Origin of the sequence: Marinobacter sp. F3R11, from assembly GCF_003318275.1 — a bacterium.
In the GTDB taxonomy this organism is placed as follows: Bacteria; Pseudomonadota; Gammaproteobacteria; order Pseudomonadales; family Oleiphilaceae; genus Marinobacter.
Genome location: NZ_QOCH01000009.1, coordinates 252,882 through 276,622, shown reverse-complemented (window position 1 = coordinate 276,622; position 23,741 = coordinate 252,882). Strand labels below are relative to the sequence as shown.

20 protein-coding genes are annotated in these 23,741 nt (G+C 53.5%); 16 read left to right on the top strand and 4 right to left on the bottom strand.

From position 1 onward, the window contains the following. The 3 genes from DS878_RS04010 to DS878_RS04000 form a co-directional block, all read right to left on the bottom strand. A partial coding sequence (locus DS878_RS04010; RefSeq protein WP_148707062.1) for an electron transfer flavoprotein subunit beta/FixA family protein occupies window positions 1-658 on the bottom strand: 658 nt, incomplete at its 3' end. A gap of 143 nt (window positions 659-801) precedes the next feature. Continuing rightward, window positions 802-1,911 (bottom strand): DcaP family trimeric outer membrane transporter, encoded by a 1,110-nt coding sequence (locus DS878_RS04005; RefSeq protein ID WP_113814640.1) that lies wholly within the window; start codon window positions 1,909-1,911, stop codon window positions 802-804. A 212-nt stretch (window positions 1,912-2,123) separates the two neighbouring features. Further along, a complete protein-coding gene (locus DS878_RS04000) occupies window positions 2,124-3,146 on the bottom strand; it encodes a LysR family transcriptional regulator (protein ID WP_113814639.1) in 1,023 nt (340 codons plus the stop codon). A 266-nt stretch (window positions 3,147-3,412) separates the two neighbouring features. Here DS878_RS04000 and DS878_RS03995 point away from each other — a divergent pair, with 266 nt between their 5' ends. The 10 genes from DS878_RS03995 (at window position 3,413) to DS878_RS03950 (ending at window position 15,880) form a co-directional block, all read left to right on the top strand. Beyond that, window positions 3,413-4,552: an acyl-CoA dehydrogenase family protein gene (locus DS878_RS03995; RefSeq protein WP_113814638.1), complete on the top strand. Its 1,140-nt coding sequence runs from the start codon at window positions 3,413-3,415 to the stop codon at window positions 4,550-4,552. 80 nt (window positions 4,553-4,632) lie between these two features. Then, a complete protein-coding gene (locus DS878_RS03990) occupies window positions 4,633-6,081 on the top strand; it encodes a 3-oxoacyl-[acyl-carrier-protein] synthase III C-terminal domain-containing protein (protein ID WP_113814637.1) in 1,449 nt (482 codons plus the stop codon). Window positions 6,082-6,109: 28 nt separating this feature from the next. Then, a complete protein-coding gene (locus tag DS878_RS03985; protein ID WP_113814636.1) occupies window positions 6,110-7,309 on the top strand; it encodes an acetyl-CoA acetyltransferase in 1,200 nt (399 codons plus the stop codon). A 77-nt stretch (window positions 7,310-7,386) separates the two neighbouring features. Continuing rightward, window positions 7,387-9,054 (top strand): acyl-CoA dehydrogenase family protein, encoded by a 1,668-nt coding sequence (locus DS878_RS03980; protein ID WP_113814635.1) that lies wholly within the window; start codon window positions 7,387-7,389, stop codon window positions 9,052-9,054. Window positions 9,055-9,145: 91 nt separating this feature from the next. Then, entirely contained in the window at window positions 9,146-10,066 is a 921-nt protein-coding gene (locus tag DS878_RS03975) for an SDR family NAD(P)-dependent oxidoreductase (protein WP_113814634.1), read from the top strand. Between the two features lie 87 nt (window positions 10,067-10,153). Further along, the gene (locus tag DS878_RS03970) at window positions 10,154-11,011 is read left to right on the top strand and encodes a MaoC/PaaZ C-terminal domain-containing protein (RefSeq protein WP_113814633.1); all 858 of its coding nucleotides are present in this window, start codon (window positions 10,154-10,156) and stop codon (window positions 11,009-11,011) included. Window positions 11,012-11,030: 19 nt separating this feature from the next. After that, the gene (locus DS878_RS03965) at window positions 11,031-12,257 is read left to right on the top strand and encodes a CoA transferase (protein WP_113814632.1); all 1,227 of its coding nucleotides are present in this window, start codon (window positions 11,031-11,033) and stop codon (window positions 12,255-12,257) included. Between the two features lie 56 nt (window positions 12,258-12,313). Continuing rightward, the gene (locus tag DS878_RS03960; protein WP_113814631.1) at window positions 12,314-13,429 is read left to right on the top strand and encodes a CaiB/BaiF CoA transferase family protein; all 1,116 of its coding nucleotides are present in this window, start codon (window positions 12,314-12,316) and stop codon (window positions 13,427-13,429) included. Between the two features lie 56 nt (window positions 13,430-13,485). Next, a complete protein-coding gene (locus tag DS878_RS03955) occupies window positions 13,486-14,283 on the top strand; it encodes an enoyl-CoA hydratase/isomerase family protein (RefSeq protein WP_113814630.1) in 798 nt (265 codons plus the stop codon). 43 nt (window positions 14,284-14,326) lie between these two features. Next, window positions 14,327-15,880 (top strand): acyl-CoA synthetase, encoded by a 1,554-nt coding sequence (locus DS878_RS03950; RefSeq protein ID WP_222837433.1) that lies wholly within the window; start codon window positions 14,327-14,329, stop codon window positions 15,878-15,880. A 48-nt stretch (window positions 15,881-15,928) separates the two neighbouring features. Here the strand turns inward: DS878_RS03950 and DS878_RS03945 are convergent, their stop codons facing one another. Beyond that, a complete protein-coding gene (locus tag DS878_RS03945; RefSeq protein ID WP_113814628.1) occupies window positions 15,929-16,708 on the bottom strand; it encodes an enoyl-CoA hydratase-related protein in 780 nt (259 codons plus the stop codon). 335 nt (window positions 16,709-17,043) lie between these two features. Here DS878_RS03945 and DS878_RS03940 point away from each other — a divergent pair, with 335 nt between their 5' ends. From DS878_RS03940 to DS878_RS03915, 6 genes are all read left to right on the top strand, one after another. Beyond that, window positions 17,044-17,481 (top strand): PaaI family thioesterase, encoded by a 438-nt coding sequence (locus DS878_RS03940; protein ID WP_113814680.1) that lies wholly within the window; start codon window positions 17,044-17,046, stop codon window positions 17,479-17,481. 148 nt (window positions 17,482-17,629) lie between these two features. Then, complete coding sequence (locus DS878_RS03935) at window positions 17,630-18,697, top strand: C4-dicarboxylate TRAP transporter substrate-binding protein (RefSeq protein WP_113814627.1); 1,068 nt, start codon at window positions 17,630-17,632, stop codon at window positions 18,695-18,697. A gap of 106 nt (window positions 18,698-18,803) precedes the next feature. Beyond that, the gene (locus DS878_RS03930) at window positions 18,804-19,880 is read left to right on the top strand and encodes a C4-dicarboxylate TRAP transporter substrate-binding protein (RefSeq protein WP_222837432.1); all 1,077 of its coding nucleotides are present in this window, start codon (window positions 18,804-18,806) and stop codon (window positions 19,878-19,880) included. 127 nt (window positions 19,881-20,007) lie between these two features. Next, window positions 20,008-20,607, top strand: a complete 600-nt coding sequence (locus DS878_RS03925; protein ID WP_113814625.1) for a TRAP transporter small permease subunit — start codon at window positions 20,008-20,010, stop codon at window positions 20,605-20,607. Continuing rightward, window positions 20,607-21,953, top strand: a complete 1,347-nt coding sequence (locus tag DS878_RS03920) for a TRAP transporter large permease (protein ID WP_113814624.1) — start codon at window positions 20,607-20,609, stop codon at window positions 21,951-21,953. Before DS878_RS03925 ends, DS878_RS03920 begins: the two co-directional genes overlap by 1 nt. 22 nt (window positions 21,954-21,975) lie before the next feature. Further along, window positions 21,976-23,571, top strand: coding sequence for a long-chain-fatty-acid--CoA ligase (locus DS878_RS03915; protein WP_113814623.1), 1,596 nt, complete (start codon window positions 21,976-21,978; stop codon window positions 23,569-23,571). Window positions 23,572-23,741 lie beyond the last annotated feature (170 nt).

Genomic DNA, 23,741 nt, shown 5'->3' with positions numbered 1-23,741 from the left:
CTTTCAAAGTGGTCAGGCGTGGTGCAATTTCAACACCCAGATCAGCCGGGCTCGATACGTCGAGTGGCTTTTTCTTGGCCTTCATGATGTTTGGCAGAGACGCGTAACGCGGCTCGTTCAAACGCAGGTCTGTGGTTACAACCGCCGGCAGATTCAGGGAAAGGGTCATCAGACCACCATCTACCTCACGGGTTACATTGACTTTTTCACCTTCAACAACCACTTCTGAAGCAAAGGTGCCCTGCCCCATACCCGTCAGTGCAGCCAGCATCTGACCAGTCTGGTTGTTATCGGAATCGATGGACTGTTTACCGAGAATGACCAGTTTCGGCTCTTCTTTCTCAACAATGGCCTTAAGCAACTTGGCCGCTTCAAGAGACTGGACTTCTTCGTCGGTTTCAACGTGAATACCACGGTCAGCACCCAGTGCCAGAGCGGTACGGACCTGCTCCTGGCAGGCTTTGGGGCCAATGGATACCACTACGATTTCGCTGGCAACACCTTTTTCCTTGAGGCGAACCGCTTCTTCAACAGCGATTTCGCAGAATGGGTTCATTGCCATTTTTACGTTGGCGAGATCAACGCCAGTATTATCCGGCTTGACGCGGACCTTTACGTTGTAGTCGATAACGCGTTTAACCGCGACCAAAACCTTCATCTAAATCTCCGTTGAAAGTGCAGGGCGGCACCGGACCTCCCTCGGTTACATTTTCGGGGCGCAGTTGTCAGGAGCGGGCCCCGGGGGAATACACATGTAAAGGCCCGGATTCTGCTGATCCGGGCCTCGAGATTGTGTGCTGATCAGAAGTTGTACTGGGCCGCAAACATAATGCGGGTGGCATCGTCATCGGTGCCATTAACCCGGTCGGTGTACCAGTTGCTGAGTTCCACACCCATTTTCACGTTTTTCACCGGAACCCACTGGTAATTTACCAGGATGTTGCGGTTGGTTTCTGACTCGCCACCTACAGCCAGACCATCAGCCAGAGCGTCATCCCAGTCTACTTTGGTCATGCCTACTACGGCGTTGATGCTGCTGCCTGCGTTCATTTTGAAACTGACGCCCAGGCTGCCGCCGTAACCGGAAATGTTTTCCAGATCTCCGGTTCCATCAAGGTAAGCATCATCGGCATTGGACTGGTACAGGTATTTGTTGGCTCCGTTGGTGTAATTGACGGCACCTTGCAAAGTAACGCTGTCGCCCAGGGCAATCTTACCTGCTGCGAAGGCTGCATAGGCAATGGCGGAGTCATCCGAAATGCCGTTGTCATGGGAATTCTGTTTTGTCAGACCTGCAACCGAGAAAGCACCGCCATCAAACTTTGATTCATAGCGGGCAGTCAGAACCGGCGAACTGTCCTTGGCAACCAGGCCATTGCCGGTGTTCAGGTCGCCTTTGGGGTCTTCCACAGAAAACGATAGCTTGCCTGTGGTGTAGCGCAACTGAGCCTGGCGGTGTTGCAGGCCAGCGTTACCGGCGGGGCCCTGGAAGTCCAGCACGGAGGTGTTACCAACAAAGCTGGTGTAGTTAGACCAGGTCTGGCCCGCGAGAATACCGTTATACGCGCCGTAAGCATGGCGCAGGCGGAAGGTGCCAGCGTAGAAGTCACCTTCTACATTCACTTTTACGCCATCAGGGTTTGTCAGGCGGATACCGATACGGCTCTGGTTTGCGCTGGCACCAAAGTGACCGGTGGCAGAAGAGCCGGTGATCTTGGTGAAATGGCCTTCCTGGGCTGGTCCGGCAAGGTCCTCGTCAATGTCGTAGGTCATGCTCAGGCGGGTATAGCCGTAGATACTTGCATCTACATCGCCAGCTTTGAAGCTGATGGCAGATGCCTGGCTCGCCATTCCGAGTGCGAGAACCGCTGTTGCTGCCTTTACTGCCAGTGCTAGTTTATTCGTGGACATAGGGGTACCTGTCTCAAAGATTTTTGTTGGAATTACGTCCGCTGGCTTGGACTGGTTTTTATTTCTGCCTTGGTGCCAGCAGTGTCACTCGCCGTTGCACGGCAGGAGACACGCTAGCAGCAGACCCTGATCCCAACAATTATCCAAATTTGATAAGTCCTATGCGTTTTCGGTATATCACAGGTTTGGCGTTCCGCCCTGGATGACGCAGGTTACTCGATGATTTCCTGTGCTTTGCTGGTATTTTCAGTAGTGCCAGTATCGATGGCCGATTGTTTTATGTCCTTGGGGTTGAAGAGAAGCTCGCCCTTCCAGGTGCCCGCTTTTACCTGCTCGGCTACTTGCAACATGATGATTTCCGCCAGTTTTGTAGTGGCCACGGAGGATGGCAGGTCAGTAGGTGTGACAAGGGACAGGGAGCGTTTGATTTCCGGGGATGTAATAGGGACGGCGACGACTTCGTTGCGCTGAGTCATATCATGAACGGCGGCTGAGGAAAGAATGGTGTAGCCCAGGCCACGACGTACCATGTCTGTCAGCATAGGCCATGCACTCACTTCCAGAGCAACATTCAGGCTTTTTTTACGCTCTGCAGCCTGCTTCTCCATAGCCACCCGCAGGCCGTGTTTTTCTTCTGGCATGACCAATGGAAGGTCCAGTACTTCTTCAAGTGTGATCTCGGAGCGGTTGGATACCTTGGTATTGGTTGGCGAAATCAGATACAGCCGTTCTTCTATCAGTGGCCGGTACCGCAGGTTTTTGTGGTTGCTGTGGTTATAGGTGATGGCAATGTTAGCCCGGTGTTGCATGACCATCTGTTGCAGAGTGCCGCTCATGGCGGACCGGACCGCAAGATGAACCTGAGGAAATTGTTTGCGGTATTGCTCAACGATGGTGCCTGAAAAACTGTGAGTTACCGTTGGAAGTAAACCCAGCACAACCTGCCCGGTTACCTCGCCGGCGACGGCGGTGACGTCGGCCTGGGTTCGTTCAAGGCTCTGCAGCAATGTCCGGGCTCTTTCGTAGAGCAGTTCCCCTGCCGCTGTGAGGACCACACCGCGCCCGTGACGAACGAAAACGTCTACATTCAGAGCTTCCTCCAGCATCCGAATCTGGCGGCTTAATGCTGGTTGCGCCACGAAGAGTTTTTCGGAGGCGCGACTGAAACTGCCCGTATCGGCAACAGTCAGAAAGGTGTTGAGTTGGCGTAAGTCGATGTTGAGGTTGAAGGCCATGACAGGTTCTCTTCTATAACATTAAAGTATTCATTTCCCATACTCTATATCACTTTTGTCGGAAAGGCATAAGGGTAATTGTCCAGCTAAGGTATGCCTAAATAAGATGGCAGATATAAAAAGTATATAATTGCTGTAGTTTTTCCTTGCTGATACGGTTGTTCACATCCGGTTTCCCCGCACATTGCGGGCTCCGCTGCATCCTGCTCAGGGTGACTGATGTTCGGAATCACACCTGATCAAACGTATCAACGAGGGTTAAATTTATGCAAAACCGTTCTATCTATAGCAGCGATCACGAGCTGTTCCGAGCGAACGCACGCCGGTTTTTCCGCGAAGAACTCGAACCCAATATCGAGCAGTGGGAAAAGGATGGCATCGTACCCAAAGCCTTCTGGCGTAAAGCGGGCGCGAACGGTTTTCTGTGCTGTGGTGTACCTGAAGAGTACGGAGGCCCGGGAGCCGACTTTCTCTATAACATGGCGCTGTCAGAAGAAACGGGTTATGCCATTGGTGGTGCCAGTGTTGGCTTTTCGGTGAGTGCGGATATCGTCGCGTACTACTTGATGAACGCAGGTACTGAAGAACAGAAACGCCGGTGGTTGCCGGGGATGGTTGCCGGTGAAGTGATTGCCTCAATTGGTATGACCGAGCCAGGGGCCGGTAGCGATCTGAAGGCCATCCGTACCTCAGCTGTCCGTGACGGTGATGAGTACGTCATCAATGGCCAGAAAACCTACATTACCAACGGGCAGAACTCTGATTTCGTTCTTCTTGCATGTGTCACCGAACCCGGAAAGGGGGCTCGTGGCATCAGTATGATCATTGTAGAAGCTGATCGCCCGGGCTTTGAGCGCGGCCGCAATCTGGACAAAATTGGCCAGAAGGCTGCGGATACCTCTGAAATGTTCTTCCAGGATGTTCGTGTGCCTGTTTCCAATCTGGTTGGCAAGGAAGGCGAGGGATTCACCATGATGATGCGTGAGTTACCCCGCGAGCGAATCACCATTGCCTGTCGGGCCCAGGCTGAAGCCCAGCGTGCTTTTGATGTCACCAACGCCTACGTTAAAGAACGCAAGATGTTCGGTCAGGCACTGGCCGATTTTCAGAATACCCAGTTCACCCTTGCTGATCTCAAGACCAATCTGGAAGTTGGTTGGGCCTATCTTGATCAGTGCATCAAAAAATGTGCAGAAGGCACCCTGACACCAGAAGAAGGTGCTATGGCCAAACTGTGGACCACCGAGAACGAAGGTGTGGTGGTCGATAAGTGTCTGCAGTTGTTCGGCGGCTACGGCTACATGAGTGAGTACCCGATCGCCCGTATGTTTGTCGATGCCCGGGTCCGCCGAATCTATGGTGGCGCCTCCGAAGTCATGAAGCTGGTTATCGCCCGCTCTCTCTAACCCGGCTATTAATCTGGCAATTCCGGCCGCCAACAATCGAGAGTTGCTGGGATTGCATAACAAGAAAGGAAGGAAATCACATGTCTGGTATTACCGCCTACGGTGCCTACATTCCCCGGACCCGCCTGCTGAAGTCTGCCATCGCCGACGCCAATGACTGGTTTGATGCCAGTCTGCGCGGCCTTGCCAAGGGTGAGCGCAGTGTCTGCAACTGGGATGAAGACACCATCACCATGGCTGTTGAAGCCGGTCAGGATTGTTTGTCGGCCCTGGGAACAGCCTCTGTCACTTCCTTGTATCTGGCGTCGACCACCCTGCCATTTCTTGATCGCCAGAACTCGGTTGTGGCGAGTCAGGCGCTGAACCTGGGCAGCAGTCTGCGCACTATGGATGTTGCCGCTTCCCAGCGTGCTGCAACCTCTGCGCTGATCTCCATGCTGGAAGCCGGCGTTTCTGGCAAGGGCAACGCCCTGTTGCTTGCCTCTGAGCACCGTCGCAGCAAGTGTGGCTCCCGTGCCGAGATGTTGTGGGGCGATGGTGCTGCAGCTATCGCGGTTGGAAATGAAGACGTGATTGCCGAGTATCTGGGCAGCGAAACCTACGTGACCGATTTTGTAGACCACTACAGGGGTGAAGATTCCACCATCGACTACGAGTGGGAAGAGCGCTGGATCCGTGACGAAGGTTATATGAAGAGTGTGCCACTGGCGGTGTCCCGCCTGCTGGAAAAAACCGGTGTAAAGGCTTCCGAGATTGCTCATTTTGTACTGGCTTCTGATCAGGCCCGCACTCCGGCTGCGGTTGCCAAGGCTATAGGAATTGCTGCAGATGCGGTTGCCGATAACCACATTGGTGGCATAGGTGTGACCGGCGTGGCTCATCCTGTGCTCTTGCTTACCAGCGTGCTGGAGAAGGCAAAAGCCGGTGATCTGATTCTGTTGACCGGGTTTGGTCAGGGCACCGACGCGGTACTGTTGCGGGCAACTGATGCTATCGCAGGAAAACGACCGAAAACGGGCTTCGGTGGCGCACTGGCCCGCCGTCGCGAAGACACCAACTACAACAAGTTCCTCAGTTTCAACAATCTGGTGGATCGTGAGGTTGGCAAGCGTGGAGAGCTGGACAAGCAGAGCTATCTGGCGGCCATGTATCGGCGCAAGGACTTGCTCACCGGGTTCATCGGTGGCAAATGCCGCAGCTGCGGCACGGTTCAGATTCCCAAGGAAAAATACTGTGTTAACCCTGAGTGTGGCGCCCTGGATAGTCAGGATGATCACCCGATGGCAAACGCTAAAGGGCGTGTGATGACCTGGACGGCTGACCGTTTGACGTTTGACTGGAATCCTCCTGCCTACTTTGGCCTGGTGGAATTTGAAGGCGGCGGTCGACTGATGATGGACTTCACCGAAGTGGAGCCTGGTGGCATGGATACAGGGGTTGAGGTTTCCTTGCACTTCCGTATCCGGCAGTTCGATAACCAGCGGGGGTTCCGGAAGTACTTCTGGAAGGCTACCCCGGTCCAGCAATAACACACGCAGCGAATACAGGTGAATAAAAATGGCTAGTGGAATCAAAGATAAGGTAGTGATCCTCGGAATGGGGTGCAGCAAATTTGGTGAGCGTTGGGATATGAGCCCGGCTGATCTGATGTCTGAGGCATTTGAAGAAGGGCTGGCTGATGCGGGTATCGAAAAGGGCCAGATTCAGATGGCATGGTTTGGTGCCGGTATTGATGCTTCCAATGTTGGTTCCAGTGCAATGCCGTTGTCCATAGCATTGCGTCTGCCGAACATACCGGTGACCAAGGTCGAGAACATGTGTGCGACCGGTACTGAGGCATTCCGCGGTGCAGTCTATGCCGTAGCATCTGGTGCCTGTGATATCGCCCTGGCTCTGGGTGTCGAAAAGCTGAAGGATGTTGGTTACGGAGGCTTGCCCCAGCGTACTCGCGGTGTTGAAAACGACATGTACTGGCCGAACCTCTCTGCGCCAGGCGCTTTCGCCCAGCTTGCCAGTGGTTACCGCGCGAAGTATGGCATAGAAAAAGCTGACCTCAAGCGGGCCATGGCTCATATCTCCGTGAAGAGTCACGCCAATGGCGCGAAGAATCCCAAGGCCCACCTGCAGCGTGAAATAACTGAAGAACAGGCAATCAATGCGCCTTACATAGCGGAACCCATTGGCCTGTTTGACTGCTGTGGTGTAAGTGATGGTGCTGCCTGTGCCATTGTCTGCACACCAGAGATTGCCCGCGCCCTTGGCAAGGCAGATCTGGTTTCCGTTAAAGCCTTGCAGTTGGCTGCTTCCAACGGTGAAGAGGCCGGCTTCAGCAAGTGGGATGGTTCATACCTGCAAACCACCAGAGTTGCTGCGCAGAATGCATACAACGAAGCAGGTATCAGCAAGCCTCGTGAAGAGATCGATATGACAGAGGTGCACGACTGCTTCTCGATTACCGAACTGGTCACCATGGAAGACCTGCAACTCTCGGATGAAGGTCAGGCTGTTTGGGATGTGCTGAATGGCGACTTTGATGCGGACGGTCGTATTCCCTGTCAGATTGACGGCGGCCTCAAGTGTTTTGGTCACCCGATTGGTGCCTCTGGCATGCGGATGATCTATGAAAATTACCTGCAGTTTCATGGCCGGGCGGGCAAGCGCCAGCTGAAGGATCCGCGACTGGCTCTGAATCACAATCTGGGGGGCTTCCCGCACCAGAATATCTGCAGTATCTCGATTATCGGTCGGTACGAGTAAGGCTGTTTATCCGGGGCCGCACTGAAAGGGCGGCCCCGGTTATCTTCACAGAATTCTAAGAGTCAGGAAGGTTTAGCATGAGTCTCGGTGAACAGGCAGCAGCTCTTGAACTGGCAGGCAGTAGCATTAATACGGTTGAGCCATTTGTCCGTCAGGCACTGAAGTATCTCCGGGCGGCCTGCACAGTGAATGACACGCTGGACGGGAAGCTATTGGACGATCATCAGCTCGGCTGTTACGAACTGGCTTTCTGTACTGCTGAATTGGGCGCTGCCCGCGAGCTGTGCTCATACGCACGTAAGCTGGGTGATGTTGATCCCATTGCGACGGATACCGCACTTGCGTTCACCGCTGAAGCCGTCGGTTCCGTTCTCCAGCGCCTGGTTGCCCGCGCAGCGGATCTGGGGCTGGATGTTGTGGAAGTATCTGCACTCTATGGTGCCACTGACATCCGCAACATGAGTGCCCGCTACGGCAGCGCTGAGTTTCTCGCTGCTATCGGAACAGCTGTTGCCGAACGTGGCAGCAGTCGTTTGCCGAGTCTGTTAAGTGAAGACAAGGAAATGGTCCGCGACATGTTTGCACGTTTTGGTGCGGATGTTGTTGCGCCACTGGCGGAGGAAATCCACCGTAAAGATCTCGATATTCCTGATGACATTCTGAGCCGGGCGGCAGAACTTGGTTGTTTTGGCATCAGTATTCCCGAGCGTTTCGGGGGGCTGCAGCCAGACGATCATGACGACAGCCTTGGCATGATTGTGGTTACAGAAGAACTTTCAAAAGCTTCTCTGGGTGCTGCGGGTTCTCTGATTACCCGTCCCGAAATCGCAGCCAAGGCGTTGTTGCAGGGTGGTACACAGGCTCAGCAGGAGACCTGGCTGCCCCAAATAGCATCAGGCGAAAAACTGTGTGCCATTGCAATTACCGAACCGAACTACGGTTCTGATGTCGCATCGCTGGGGCTCAGGGCTACGCCTGTGGAAGGTGGCTGGGTGCTCAATGGCAGCAAAACCTGGTGTACCTTTGCCGGCAAGGCCAGTTTGTTGCTGGCAATGGCCCGTACTGAGCCGGATTCAGCGCTGGGGCACAAAGGGCTGAGCCTTTTTCTGGTGGAAAAACCGCCTGTTGCGGGCCATGAATTCCGTCACCAGCAACCCCGGGGCGGAGTGATTCAGGGCAAGGCGATTGCCACTCTGGGTTACCGTGGTATGCATTCCTATGATGTTTTTTTTGAGGACTACTTTGTACCTGCTGACCGACTGATCGGTGAGGAGAATGGCCGTGGAAAAGGCTTTTATTTCACCATGGCCGGCTTCTCCGGTGGTCGTATCCAGACCGCAGCGCGGGCAACCGGAGTAATGCAGGCAGCTTTTGAGAAGGCTTTGAGTTACTCCCGTGAACGCAAGGTGTTTGGTAGCCCTGTGGGCGACTATCAGCTTACCCGGGTAAAACTCGGGAGGATCATGGCAACCCTGACGGCCTCTCGTCAGTTCAGCTATGCAGTTGCGCGCATGATGGACAATGGAGCCGGGCAGATGGAAGCAAGCCTGGTGAAGTTGTTCAGTTGTCGTGCGGCTGAGTGGGTTACCCGCGAAGCGATGCAGATTCATGGCGGCATGGGGTATGCCGAAGAAACCGCGGTGAGCCGTTATTTTGTCGATGCCCGGGTGCTGTCTATTTTTGAGGGTGCCGAAGAAACCCTCGCGCTTAAAGTTATTGCAAGAAACCTGGTGAGTAACGCCTGAATGGCGGACGTACCAGACCTGATTGTCCCGCAGTGTTTCACTGCTCCAATAAATCAATAATCAGACAATAAGAGACCTGTAGGAGGGTGTCATGAGCGATAAAAAACTTCTGGAAGGCAAAGTTATCGTGGTTACCGGAGCCGGCCGTGGTATTGGCCGTGCGACTGCACTGATGCTGGCAGAAAAAGGTGCCCGGGTAGTGGTTAACGATATCGGTGGTAATGCCGATGGTTCCGGTAACGATGCCACCCCGGCTCAGGAAGTGGTGAATGAAATCAAAGCTGCCGGCGGTGACGCTGTTGCAAACTTTGACAGCGTGACGTCCTGGGAAGGTGGTCAGAAAATTGTACAGTCGGCTATCGATACCTTTGGGCGCCTTGACGGCGTGATCAACAATGCCGGTAACCTGCGTGACGTGATTTTCCACAAGATGACTGAGGAAGATTTTGACGCAGTGCTTGCGGTACACCTGAAGGGAACCTTCAACGTAAGCCGCGCTGCAGCCCCGATTTTCCGTGAACAGGGCAGCGGTACTTTCGTCAACATGACGTCCACCTCTGGCCTTATTGGTAACTTTGGCCAGGCCAACTACGCTGCCGCCAAAATGGGTATTGTTGGTCTGTCCAAATCCATGGCGCTGGACATGCAGCGTTTCGGGGTAACCTCTAACTGTATCGCACCATTCGCATGGAGTCGTCTGATCGGAACCATCCCTACAGATGATGAAGCTCAGAAGGCACGCGTAGCCAAGATCCAGCAGATGACACCAGACAAGATCGCTACTCTGGCTGTGTCCCTGTGCAGTGATCAGGCCAGGAACGTGACAGGTCAGATCTTTGGCGTACGTAATAACGAGATCTTCCTGTTCAGCCAGCCACGCCCGTTCCGGTCTGCGCACACGTCTGACGGCTGGACTCCTGAGACGGTTCTGAGCCGGGTGTTGCCTGCCTTTGAAGCGGATTTTTATCCCCTGAGCCGCTCTGCGGACGTATTCAGCTGGGATCCGTTCTGATCCTTGTCTGACTCAGGAACAGCATCCGGCCTGTTGGGGCCGGATGCCTGACTTGGCCTATACAGTAATAATAAAAGGAGCGCCACGGTGGCCATCGATTACGATAAGCTGATGAACCGCAAGTTCGAGCGTCTTGAGCACACCTATACCGAGAAAGACACGATCCTGTATGCATTGGGTGTGGGGCTGGGTATAGACCCTCTTGATGAAGACTGCCTGAGATTTGTCTACGAAGATGGCCTTAAGGCTATGCCGAGTATGGCCAATGTACTGGCATACCCCGGTTTCTGGGCGAAAGAGCCGGATACAGGGATCGACTGGGTGAAGATCCTTCACGCAGGCCAGGAAATGATCATACATAAACCCCTGCCTGCATCCGGAACGGTTGAAGCTACGACTAAAATAAACGAAATCGTCGACAAGGGAGAGGGCAAAGGTGCCCTGATCCTTTCAGAACGAACAGTTCGTGATGCTGCTACTGGTGAAGACCTGTGTACCCTGATCAGCACAACCATAGCCCGGGGTGATGGTGGTTTTGGTGGCCCGTCAGTACCTTCACCCAAGCCGGATCCGATTCCTGAACGTGAGGCGGATATGATCTGTGATCTGCCAACCCTCCCCATGTCGGCACTGATCTACCGGTTGTCCGGAGATTATAACCCGCTGCATGCTTCCCCGTCGGTAGCAAAATCTGCCGGCTTCAAAGCGCCGATTCTGCATGGTCTGTGCACATTCGGGGTAGCCACTCACGCTATTCTGAAGACCCTGTGTGATTACGATCCGGCCAGGTTCCACCGTATTCGGCTGAGGTTCTCATCCCCTGTTTACCCGGGTGAGACTATCCGCACTGAAATCTGGCGCAACGGCAATGAAGTCGCTTTCCGCTGTCGAGTGACCGAGCGGGATGTTGTGGTGATCAATAACGGATACGCCGAAGTCAGCTGACAGTCAGGAACTGAACATCATGCAGAACATTCTTTCAGGGCTTCGTATCGTTGAAGGCAGCGCTTTCGTGGCTGCGCCGTCCGGTGGTATGACATTGGCTCAACTGGGAGCGGACGTTATTCGTTTTGATCCCATTGGTGGCGGTATCGATTACAACCGCTGGCCGGTGACAGCCGACAGAAAAAGCCTTTACTGGCATAGCCTGAATAAGGGCAAGCGCTCCATTGCGGTGGACTTCCGCCGGCCCGAAGGTCAGGAGTTGCTGACCCGGCTGATTGCCGCTCCGGGTGATGAAGCCGGTATGTTTCTGACCAATTTCCCCGCCAAAGGCTGGTTGTCCTATGACCGGTTGAAAGAGCACCGGGAAGATCTGATTTATCTCAATCTGATTGGCGACCGCCATGGTCGTGGAGCCCTTGATTACACAGTCAACTGCAAAGTGGGTTTCCCGGCGCTTACAGGGGTAGGGAAGAGCGGTGAGATTCCTCCGCTGAACAACCCCATGCCAGCCTGGGATGTTATCACCGGTCAGCAAATCGCCCTTGGGTTGCTGGCGGCCGAACGCCATCGCAGCCGCACAGGCCAGGGACAATTAGTGCGTATTGCCCTGGCGGACGTAGCACTGGCGACCCTTGGCAATCTCGGCTATATCGCTGAAACCATGATAAATGGTACGGATCGTGAGGCCATTGGTAATGACATTTACGGCACTTACGGACATGACTTCCAGTGTCTTGATGGCGAGCGGGTGATGGTGGTGGGTGTCAGCCCGAATCACTGGCGGGCGTTGGTGGAAGTGACGGGAACTGAAGCAGAAATTACCGCTCTTCAGCAGAGTATGGGACTGGACTTCCGTAAGGAAGGCGATCGTTACGAAGGCCGTGATGGTATTACCGGGATTTTCCGCCCCTGGTTTGCTGCCCGCCGTTTTGAGCAGGTGGCGACAGAACTGGACAATGCCGGAGCCTGCTGGGGGAAATACCAGACCGTCCGGGAAGTGGTTGAAAACGACGTGGACTGCTCAGTGGATAACCCGTTGTTTCAGATGGTGGAGCAACCTGGTATTGGTAAATACCTGATGCCTGATAACCCATTGCGCTTTACCTCGTTAGAGCAGGAGCCAGTTCGGCCCGCGCCGGCCCTGGGTGAACATACTGAGGAAATTCTGGCGGAAACCCTCAACCTGTCTGCTGGTGAGATCGCACGATTGTTCGACCAGAAAATTGTGGCAGGTTCTGGCCAGTAAAAATCCTTTAAATAATAACAAAGACCGCAGAACCCCTGCGGAAAAGGAGTGTTCAAATGGGACCGCTGCACGGGTTTCGTATTATCGAGTTGGCCGGCATTGGTCCGGGACCATTCTGCGGCATGGTACTGGCCGATATGGGTGCCGAAGTAATCAGCGTAGAGCGCCTCGGTGCCAGTGCGCCAGATGTGGCACTGGATTGCAGTCGCAGGGGCAAACGCTCCATTGCTTTGGATCTCAAGAGCGAGGCTGGCGTAGAGGCTTTGCTGAAACTGGTGGAAAGCGCCGACGCCCTGTTCGAAGGTTTCCGCCCTGGCGTAACCGAAAAACTGGGTATTGGCCCGGACGAGTGTCTCGCCCGCAATCCAAAACTGATTTTTGGTCGCATGACCGGTTGGGGCCAGTTTGGCCCTCTGTCTCATGCGGCCGGCCACGATATCAACTACATCTCTCTGACCGGTGCCCTTAATGCAGTGGGTCGTGCCGGAGAAAAACCGGTGCCGCCACTTAATCTGGTAGGTGACTTTGGCGGCGGCGGCATGTTCCTGGCACTTGGGCTGGTTGCGGGGCTCCTGGAGGCCCGGACGTCAGGAAAAGGGCAGGTGATCGATGCAGCCATGACCGACGGCTCCGCCATTCTGATGTCCATGTTTCATACAGCTCATGCCATGGGGACATACTCTCTTGAGCGGGGCACCAACAAGCTTGATGGTGGCGCGCATTTCTACGACACCTACGAAACCCTTGATGGCAAGTACATTTCAATTGGTTCGATCGAGCCTCAGTTCTATGCCCAGCTATTGGATGTGGCGGGTTTGCCGCAGGATCTGTTTGCTGACCAGCTCAATAATCAGCGTTGGCCGGAACTCAAACAGGTGATCAGTGAAGTCTTCCTGACAAAGACCCGGGATCAGTGGTGTGACCTGATGGAAGGAACCGATATCTGCTTTGCGCCTGTACTTGATATCCAGGAGGCGCAGGGGCATCCGCACAACCTGGCCCGGCAAACCTATGTGAAGGTAGGCGACATGACGCAGCCGGCCCCGGCTCCCCGCTTCAGCAGGACTCCGCCGGAGGTTCGTCATCCGGCCAGGGCTTTGGGAATTGATACGGAGTCAGTTTTTGCTGAACTGGGGTTCAGTAAGGAACAACTGGAAGCAATAGGCGCTTAAAGCGTTCCTGGCTGAACCTGGGCTAATCGGACGAAACAGCATGAGGACAATAACAAATGAGCCATCTTCTATACGAAACAAAAAACGGTGTTGCTTACCTGACAATGAATCGTCCAGAGGTTAGAAACGCACTTTCATTGGATATGCGCAAGAAGCTACTGGAGACCTTTCAGTCCCTGGAATCTGACGAGTCAGTCCGGTGTGTGGTCCTGCGAGGTGCAGGCGAACATTTCATGGCTGGAGGCGACGTCAAGTCCTTCATGGAGTTCGCCAGTCTGACTCCGGTAGAGCGACGGCTGACGTTCGTTAACCGGATTCACGCCAATCTCAATGGCCTCATGTACACAATGCGCAGGCTCAACAAACCTGTTATCGCCAGCGTGCGAGGAGCAGCTGCGGGCGCTGGTGTCAGCATGGCCCTGAGCTGCGACCTGGTTGTGGCTGCCGAAGACGCTTTCTTCACTTTGGCCTATAGCCACATTGCAAGCAGTCCGGATGGAGGGGCTACTTACTATCTGCCAAGATTGGTCGGAACCAAGAAAGCCATGGAAATTGCGCTCCTGGGGGACCGCTTCACCGCTGAAGAAGCCAAAGATATAGGCATGATCAATCGGGTTGTGCCTGGAGCGGACCTTGAGTCGGAAACCCGCAGGCTGGCAGAACGGCTGGCGAAGGGGCCATCCAGAGCTTTGGGCAATATCAAGAAGCTGATTCTGCAATCCTCTGAAAATTCCCTTGAGCAGCAGTTGCAGTCCGAGGCTGAAACCTTTGGGGATAGCGTCATGGCGGATGACTGGGTAGAAGGCGTCACTGCCTTTAATGAAAAGCGCAAACCGCAGTATACCGGCCGTTAATTTTGTCACACCATTTGACCGGCTGGTCACAGGAGCTCAGACAGTGACCACTACAACAATTGATAGAAGTACGTTCAAAGGTATTGTCTGTGGCAGCAGGCATCTGACCCACGAAGCATTCCAGAACGATGTCCGCCGTGCTGCAGCGGGCTTCACAGGCATGGGTGTCGAGCCGGGAGATTGTGTCGGCATTTTCATGCGTAACGATATCCCTTTTCTTACAGCCAGCCAGGCTGCCAACTATGTGGGCGCCTATGCAGTGCCCATCAACTGGCATCTGGTCGGAGAGGAACTGACCTATATTCTGAACGACTGTGGTGCCAAAGTTCTGGTTATCCATGCCGACCTCTGGCGAGCTATCCATGAGGCGATTCCAGAAAGTGTGAAGTGTCTGGTGGTGGAAACTCACGAGGACGTAGGGAATGCTTTCGGCCTGGATCCCCAGGCCTGCAAAGTGCCGGAAGGTCTGACCAACTGGAGCCAGTGGCTTCAAGGCCAGCAGCCGATTACCGGGCCGGCTCAGGCCGGGCTGTCATCTATGCTGTATACCTCAGGTACTACAGGTCACCCTAAAGGTGTTCGCCGGTTTGCCCTTGATGAAGAGAAAGCGGCCCTGATGCGTGATTTCCGGTCACGGGTATACGGTTGTGCTCCCGGCGCCCGCTGCGTGGTGCCAGGCCCTCTTTATCACAGTGCACCCAACGGCTACAGCATGCAGGCATCCAGGATCAGTGACCTTCTGGTGATCGTGCCGCGTTTTGATGCAGAGAGCCTGCTTCAGCTTGTAGAGGAATACCGGCTCACGGCAGGCATGCTGGTGCCGATCATGTTTATCCGTATGCTCAAGCTTGCGGACGATGTTCGCAACAGGTGCGACCTGTCGTCTCTGGAATTTATTATTCACGCGGCCGCACCCTGTCCTGCGGATGTTAAACGCCGGATGATCGAGTGGTTCGGGCCCGTGATATACGAATTCTATGGTTCTACTGAATCCGGTGCTGTAGTTGCCTGTAACTCGGCACAGGCACTGTCAAAACCCGGCAGTGTTGGTAAACCAGTACCGGAGGCCAGTGTTCGCATCCTTGATGAGGATGGCAATGTACTGCCAGCAAACGCCATCGGTGAAATCTATTCGCGCTTTCCCATGAATGATTTTACCTACAATGGCAGGCCGGAAGCGCGGGCGGAAATCGAGCGCGATGGCCATATCACCTCTGGTGACATGGGCTATATGGACGAGGACGATTTCCTGTTCATTGCCGATCGTGTGAAGGATATGGTTATCTCGGGTGGAGTGAATATTTATCCGGCGGAGATCGAGGCAGTCTTGCACAACTATCCGGGTATCAAGGATTGTGCAGTGTTCGGGGTGCCGGATGAAGAGTTCGGGGAAGCCGTGATGGCGGTACTGGAAGTCGAAAGCGAGGATAGTATTTCCCTTGATGAAGTCAGGGTTTATCTGCGAGAGCACCTTGCAGGCTTCAAAGTGCCCAGAACGATCGAGACCGGCAAGGATCTGCCCCGGGAAGACTCGGGCAAGATTTTCAAGCGCAGGCTACGGGATAAATACTGGCAACTGGCCGGTCGCAAGATCTGACCCTGGTCAGTGGCCCTCGAAAGAGGGTCCACTGCCTTGTGGAAGCGGTTAGCGGCCTGTAAATTCCGGTGACCGCTTTTGCTGACGGGCCTCGATGGCCTCAGCAAAATCAGAAGTATTGAATGCCGTCTGCTGGCATTCCGCTTCCAGATCCAGTGCCGAGTCCAGATCCAGTGTCGCGGCCAGAGCAATCTCCTTCTTGATTAGGCCCAGGGCAGTGGTAGGCCCGGACGCCAGCTGATATGCCAACTCATTCGCTTCTTCCCATAGCCGGTCGTTGTCGACCACTTTATAGGCCAGACCCCAGGACAGAGCTTCCTCCGCCTGGAAGTTGCCTCCGGTCAGCGCGAGGGCTGCTGTGCGACGAGCACCGATGGCCCGGGTCAGAAACCAGGAGCTACCGCCATCCATCACGGCGCCAATGCGGGCAAAGGACAGGTGGAATGCGGCATCTCTGTTAACCAGCATAAGGTCGGATGCCAGCGCAAGGCTGACGCCAGCGCCTGCGGCGGGGCCGTTAACAGCGGCGATCACAGGTATCGGCAGGCTGGTGATCAGCTTTATGACCTGATTGATCCCCTTTTTTACTTGTTCTCCGATGTTTGCGCGGCGAGCCAGGATCTGTTCCGGCTGCACATCTGCGCCGGTACAGAAACCTCGGCCATTGGCCCGGATAACGATGGCGCGAACACTTGGACTCGAGGTTTGTTGTGTCAGAACATGAAGCATCGACTCACGCATTTCGTTGCTCATGGCATTAAGTCGGTCAGGCCGGTTCAGGGTAATGGTAAGGATGTTGTTATTGATTTCATATAATAAATCAGCCATGACTATTCCATTTGTTTTATAGGTTTCGGTAATTTATCTGGCGATATTTCTGGCCCGTTAAAAATAGCCCGTAACCTATATAAAAGCTCCTTTTTGGATATATCTGATCGGTATGGAACGTATAGATAAATTATAAAGGTTCCGCTGTCGGCTGAGTGTTAGCTTTAAAGTTCAGAAAATGCACGGAGCTTTAAAATGAAAAAAACAAAATTGCTGCGATGCTCCCGCTGCGGAAAAGAAATGGTATTCGGTTGTCCTATGAGGTTTGCCGGATTTATACAAAAACAGCTGCCGTGGCGGTGTTCCGGCCGCAGCCAGAAAAATAAGTGAGCAATATGACTGACGCCAGTTTGCAGTTGGAAGCCGAGAATACAAACGGTTTCAGGGAAGTTCTCGGGTTTACCTTGACCGAGTGGGGGCCTGAGCGTGCGGTGATCACCGCACAGATGGCTGAACGGCACCTCAACCGTAACGGGTTTGTCCATGGAGGCGTGTTCGCTTCCCTGCTGGACAGTGCTTCGGGGTTATCTGGCACATACTGTTCTGTGCCTGGCAACATCCGACGCTGCATTACAATTTCCCTGAATACTCACTTTATGAACCCGGTAAAAGACGGATTTCTGGAAGTTGAGGCCCGCGTAGTCAGCCGCGGTCGCAAGATTTTCTTTGTTGAATCGAAGATTACCTGTGAGGGCACTTTGATTGCCACTGGGCAGGGTACTTTTCGTTATGTTTTCGGTGGTGAAAACGAGGAGGGCGTTCCGGCCGGTTAGAATCTGTTTATCTATGCCGTAAAGGCATGGGTTCTATAGAATATGGGTCGTTGTTGATATTGGTTTCCGGTGATAGTTTGGTTGCGTGCGGTGGGTGTTGTTCATCTGCCACAGCTAACAAAAACAATACCCCCTCGGGAGCAATGTCATGGTAACAACCCTCAGATCTCTGGTTTTAGGATTTGTTCTGGTTATAGCCGGGGCCGTTCAGGCCCATGCTGAAGTCGTGTTGCGATATGCAGAAGGTGGGCCTAATCGAGGCACCCGTGCTGCAGCTGTTCAGTTTTTTGCCGATGAAGTTGAACGCCTGTCTGGTGGTGATATCAAGGTTGATATCCACTGGGGTGGTGCACTGCTCAAGTGGAGCGGCGTGTTGGACGGTGTTTCTGCAGGTAGTGCAGACCTTGGCTCAGTGCTGTCATCCTACGAGCCGCAGGAATTGAAGGCGCTTGGTATCGGCGATATCCCCCTCGAGTACGCAGATCCCTGGGTAGGTATGCGTGCAATGTATGAGCTCATGACCACTGAGCCTCAGCTCAAAAAATCCCTTGCGGACCAATCCCTGGTCTATATCAGTAATTTCAGTACAACTGGTGTCCAGTTCGAATGTACGGAGGGCAACCAGATTCTCACCGTTGACGACATCAAGGGCAAACGGATCCGCGCGACCGGCACTTATACCAATGTGTTGGCAGACCTTGGGGCCGACACCGTGAGTATGACTTTCGGTGAAGTCTATCAGGCGCTGGATACTGGCCTGGTGGATTGCCTCGCCAGCTATTTCTACACCATGAAAGCCTATAAGACATACGAAGTAGTTGAGTCGGTAACCCGGGTTGACTGGGGCCAGCTACTGGGTTTTGCCATCGTGATGAACGAATTTGTCTGGTCTGATTTTGATGAAAAGCAGCAGGCGATTCTGATGCAGGCTGGTGACAACATGATCGATCATTTTTCCCAGCTGACAATCGAAGATGCGGGTGAAGTTGCCAAGAGTCTGGCCAGCGGTGGGTTTGGAAAGGTGGTTCCTGTTACCGACATGGCCCCGGAGGAACGCCAGAAAATTCTTGATGCCACTCTCAAGTTCCGGGATAGCTGGATTGAAGAGGTCAATGGTCGCGGGATGGCTGGTCAACAGATCTGGGACCACTACATCGAACTGCTGAAAAAATATCAGGCCCAGGCTGATTCCAAGGGCTACCCTTGGGAGAGCTGATGGTTGGCAGGCAAGGATGCTCCCTCCTTGCCGAACGTTTCAGATATGCCATTGAAATGACGGATAGTCGGACAAGTAACCTTTAAAACCAAAGGGCATAATAAAAATGAATATTAATAAGATGTACAGATCTCTGATAGTCGGTTCAGTTCTTTCCCTTACTACACTTGCGCCAGCCATGGCTGAAACAACCCTGCGTTACGCTGAGGCAACCCCGAACCGGGGCGCCAGGGCCGCAGCTTTGCAATATTTTGCTGATCAGTTGAAAGACCAGTCCGGAGGCGATATGCAGCTGGACATTCACTGGGGCGGTGCCTTGCTGAAATACAGCGCAATTCTCGGTGGCGTCAGCTCCGGAACAGCGGACATGGGAACAGTACTCTCTGCCTATGAACCACAGAAGATGCGGGCTCTGAGCGTTGGCGATATTCCTGTGCCCCAGTCCGATGCCTGGGTAGGCATGCGGGCCATGTATGAACTGATGACCACCAACGAGCAGCTGCAGCAGCAGTTTGACAAGAATGATGTCGTCTATATCACCAACTACACCACCAGTGAGATGCAGTTCGAATGCGCGGGTGATGTACGTATCGAGAAAATCGAGGACTTTGCCGGCAAGAAAATCCGGGCCTCCGCCATCTACGCAAAAATCCTCGATGAGGTTGGTGCGAATATGGTGAATTTTGTCTATTCCGAGGTGTATCAGGCTTTGGATACCGGGCTGGTGGACTGCTCTGGTGGCTACCTGTACGCCATGCGCGCCTTCAAAACACCGGAAGTTACTACCAGCGTGGCATTGATGAACTGGGGACAGATTGCCGGTTTTGCGATGGTCATGAATAAATGGACCTGGGATGAGTTGTCTGCTGAACAGCAGAAGCTGATGCGGAAAGTGGGGTCTGAGATGGTCGACTTCTACGCCCAGAAGCTCATTTCTGACAATCAGGATGTGACCGAAAAACTGCCTACAGGTGAGCTTGGCAACAAAGTTGAAGTCATCAAGTGGTCTGAAGCGAATCGTGCCAAGTTGTTTGCCCAGTCAGACAAATACATCGACGCCTGGATCGGCGACATGAACAAGGCCGGGCTTGATGGCAAGGCGGTCTGGGACGAATACCAGGCATTGTTGCACAAGTACCAGGCTGAACTGGATGAGAAGGATTATCCCTGGAACCGCAGCTGATTGCTGACCTTACTGCCGGCGTTATTGCTGCCGGCAGTTCCTGAACGGTCAGTTTGACCGGGAAACACCATCATTCAGAAATCGTGACCTGTCCTGGTTCTGGGCAGGTCTCTACCGGGAGGTGCATATGGTTGTCACCGAGCGTACGGAACCACTTCAGACCCATAACCCGACGTCCACTCCGATGAAGACGCTGGGTTGTGCAAGAGGCTCGCTGGCCTGGCTGGAAAATATTTTTTTGTTGGTCGGGGTGCTTTGCATCATGGGCCTGTGCCTGATTATCGCCAGCAGTGTCCTGTTGCGTACATTTTCATCGTCCGGCATTCCGGATGAAATCGTTATTGTGGGCGAAATGATGATCGGCGCCCTTATTCTTCCGCTGGCCTTTGTTGCTGCAGATCGCGGATTTATTTGCGTGGAGATCTTCACCCAGAGGCTGGGGCCGAAGTTCCAGAAGGGGCTGAATGTACTGACCGCCATAGTAGGCCTGATTGCGGTGGCACCGATTACCTATGCGGCATACCTTTCCCTGGTGGATGCTTTCGAATCCGGAGCTTATTTCTTCGGGTTGATGGAACTGCCGAAATGGCCAGGACAGACGTTATTTTTTCTTGGATATTTCCTGTTTTTTATTCGGCTGATTGACCTGGCCATCCATGACATCCTGGACGCGTTTGGTGTGATCAACAGCAAGCTGCCGGAAACCAATGATGAGGTAACTTACTGATGGAAGCATCCATTATTGGCGGCTGGGGTTTTGGTATTGCGTTGGTTTTGATGATCATGCGGGTGCCTATCGCATTCGTACTGGTTGGTGTGGCCTCAGCGTGTTCGTTGATCACTTATGCATGGCGCCCGGGTGGTGAGTTCATGTTTGAGCGTGGATTGCGTCCAGCTATGGCTCTGATCGAATCCAATGCCTTTGATTTTATCCACTCCTATTCCCTGAGCATGATCCCGCTATTCATTGCGGCAGGGCATATTGCGTATCACTCCCGTATTACTACTGATATTTACGAGGCGGTCCGGGTCTGGCTGGCCAAGATGCCTGGCGGTCTGGCCATTGCCTCGCTGTTTGGTTGCGGTGGTTTTTCTGCTATCACTGGATCCAGCCTGGCGTGTGCCTCGTCCATGGGACGAATCTGTGTGCCAGAGATGCTGCGGTTTGGCTATAACAAACAGTTGGCAACATCCACTGTTGCCATGGGTGGTACTCTGGGTTCACTAATCCCCCCCAGTGTACTGTTCATTTTGTACGGCATGTTTACTGAGCAGTCTGTAAACAAGCTTTTCCTGGCGGGCGTGCTTCCGGGCATTCTCACGATTGGCGGGTTTATTCTGGTGGTGGTTATCTGGGCCATGGTCAAGCCGGACCATGCACCCGCACCCAAGGATCTCAACTTCACCAATCGCGATCGTTTCAAAGCTGCTGTTAAAGGCTGGCCGGCACTTACCCTGATGGTCATCATCATTGGAGGTATTTATGGCGGGTTCTTTACTGCGACGGAAGCGGCGGCGGTGTGTCTGTTGTTTGCCATTGGTTTCGGTACACTTTCCGGCCGGCTGAGCTGGGCGGATTTCCTGAGCTCCATGAAGGAAACTGCTTTCCAGTCTGCTGCTCTTTTCTTTATTGCGGTTGGCGCAAAAATCTTTGTTTCCTTTGTATCGCTGACCGGAGTTACCGGCGCCTTTGTCGGCTTTGTTGACGGGCTGGGGCTTGAGCCCTGGATGGTGCTGTTCTTCATTGTCCTGCTGTACATAGTTCTGGGTATGTTTCTGGATTCCATCGGTACCATGCTTCTGACCTTGCCTTTTGTCATTCCTCTGGTGGAAGGCATGGGAATGGATCTGATCTGGTTTGGTGTTGTTGTCGTCAAGCTTCTGGAAATCGGACTGGTTACTCCGCCTCTTGGTATGAATGTTTTTGTTATCAACAGTGTGGTTGGCAAGGAGATCAAGGTACACACCATCTTCTTCGGGGTAATGAAGTTCCTGGTGGCTGACCTGGTTGTGCTGGGGCTGATCGTCGCGTTCCCGATCATATCTCTGCTAATCCCCAACAGCATGAGTTGACCAGTTTCGGAGCCTGAATTGAATGGTTAGTGAGAATAGAGTTGATACAGGCCGGAAACCGGCAGCCATAGCGGTTCATCATCTGCTGGAAAAAGCTGCGGAGTGCTGGCCTCAGAGTCCTTCAGTCAGCTATGAAGGCAGGACCTTCAGCTGGAGGGAGACATATAGCCGTTGCCAGGGACTGGCGAGTGCTCTGGCTGGGTTGGGGGTAGGCCCCGGTGACCGGGTCGCTTATCTGGGCTTCAATTCGCATTGGTGCTTCGAGTTGTTCTTTGCCGCACCTATGGCCGGAGCCATTGTTGTGCCAGTGAATTTCCGCCTGTCCGTTGGCGAGATGATCACCTGTATAGACGATGCCGAACCGGTTGTTCTGTTGGTAGACGAACATCATGTGTCCCAGGCTGAGGCTATTATCAGTGCCTGCTCCAGTTTAAGGTCGGTGATCTATACCGGGGCATCAGAACTGGCGCCTTCACATATGAAGTCATATGAAGCGTTGGTGGTGGGAGCCCCGGAGGCGGCGCTGGAACCCAGTGGCAACGACGATACCCTGGTCATCTTCTATACCGGTGGCACTACGGGGCGGGCCAAAGGGGTGATGCTTTCCCATATCAACCAGTTTACCAATGCCCTGGGCGGGATCTCCTGGTATCGCATGGTTGAGCGCGAAACCCACTTGCTTGCGGGCCCCATGTTTCATACCGCAGCGGGATCTCGTGTTTACACTGCGACCATGACCGGAACCCATACAGTGATTGTGTCCCGTTTTGATGTTGTGGAAGTGATGCAGCTGGTGGAGAAGTACAGCATCAGTACTTTGCAGCTTGTACCCACAACGCTTCAGATGATGTTTGACCATCCGGGATTTTCTGACTTTGATCTGTCCAGCCTTCGGCTTATCACCTATGGCGCTGCACCTATGCCGGTGGCATTGCTGGAGCGGGCACTGAGGGTGTTGCCGGGTGTGTCCTTCGCTCAATCCTATGGCATGACTGAAGCATCGCCGGTTGTGACTGTGCTTGATGGCAATGATCATTCTCTTGACCCTGAACGTTTGCCACGGCTTGAGTCTGTAGGTCGCCCAGTGTTCCACAACCAGGTTCGGATAGTAGATGGTGAACGGCACCCCCTGGCGCCTGGAGAGGTGGGGGAAGTTGCGGTCAAAGGGTCCAATGTAATGACAGGGTACTGGCGCGCCCCCGGGTTGACGGACGAGGTGCTGCAGGATGGCTGGTACTACACCGGAGACAGTGGTTATCTGGATAAGGATGGTTATCTTTTCCTTGCAGGCCGGATCAAAGACATGATCGTCAGTGGCGGTGAGAACGTATACCCCATTGAGATCGAGAATATTCTGTCCCGACATCCGGATATAAGAGAGTGTGCGGTGATAGGCGTGCCTCATGAAAAGTGGGGCGAGTCTGTCCACGCTGTAATAAGGCTGATTGAACCTGGCCGGGTTTCTGAAACTGATATCAAGGATTATTGCCGGGAGCGGATTGCACATTATAAATGCCCGACCGGCGTAACTTTTGTGGAAGATGCATTACCTGTATCAACAGTTAATAAAATACTGAAAACCGAAATTCGGAAAATGGTAGTTGATAATGTGAAGTAATGCCGGAGTTGTATCGGGTTTATATTTTATTGATATTTGTTTGCTGGATTGAAATGCCTGATATTAATAATTCGTTGTTGTTTCTTGGCCCCTTTTAAGGTTGAGTCCGGGTTTTCTGATGTTTCAGAAAACCTTTTTTTTGTCTGACAAAAATACTAATGATTTATATG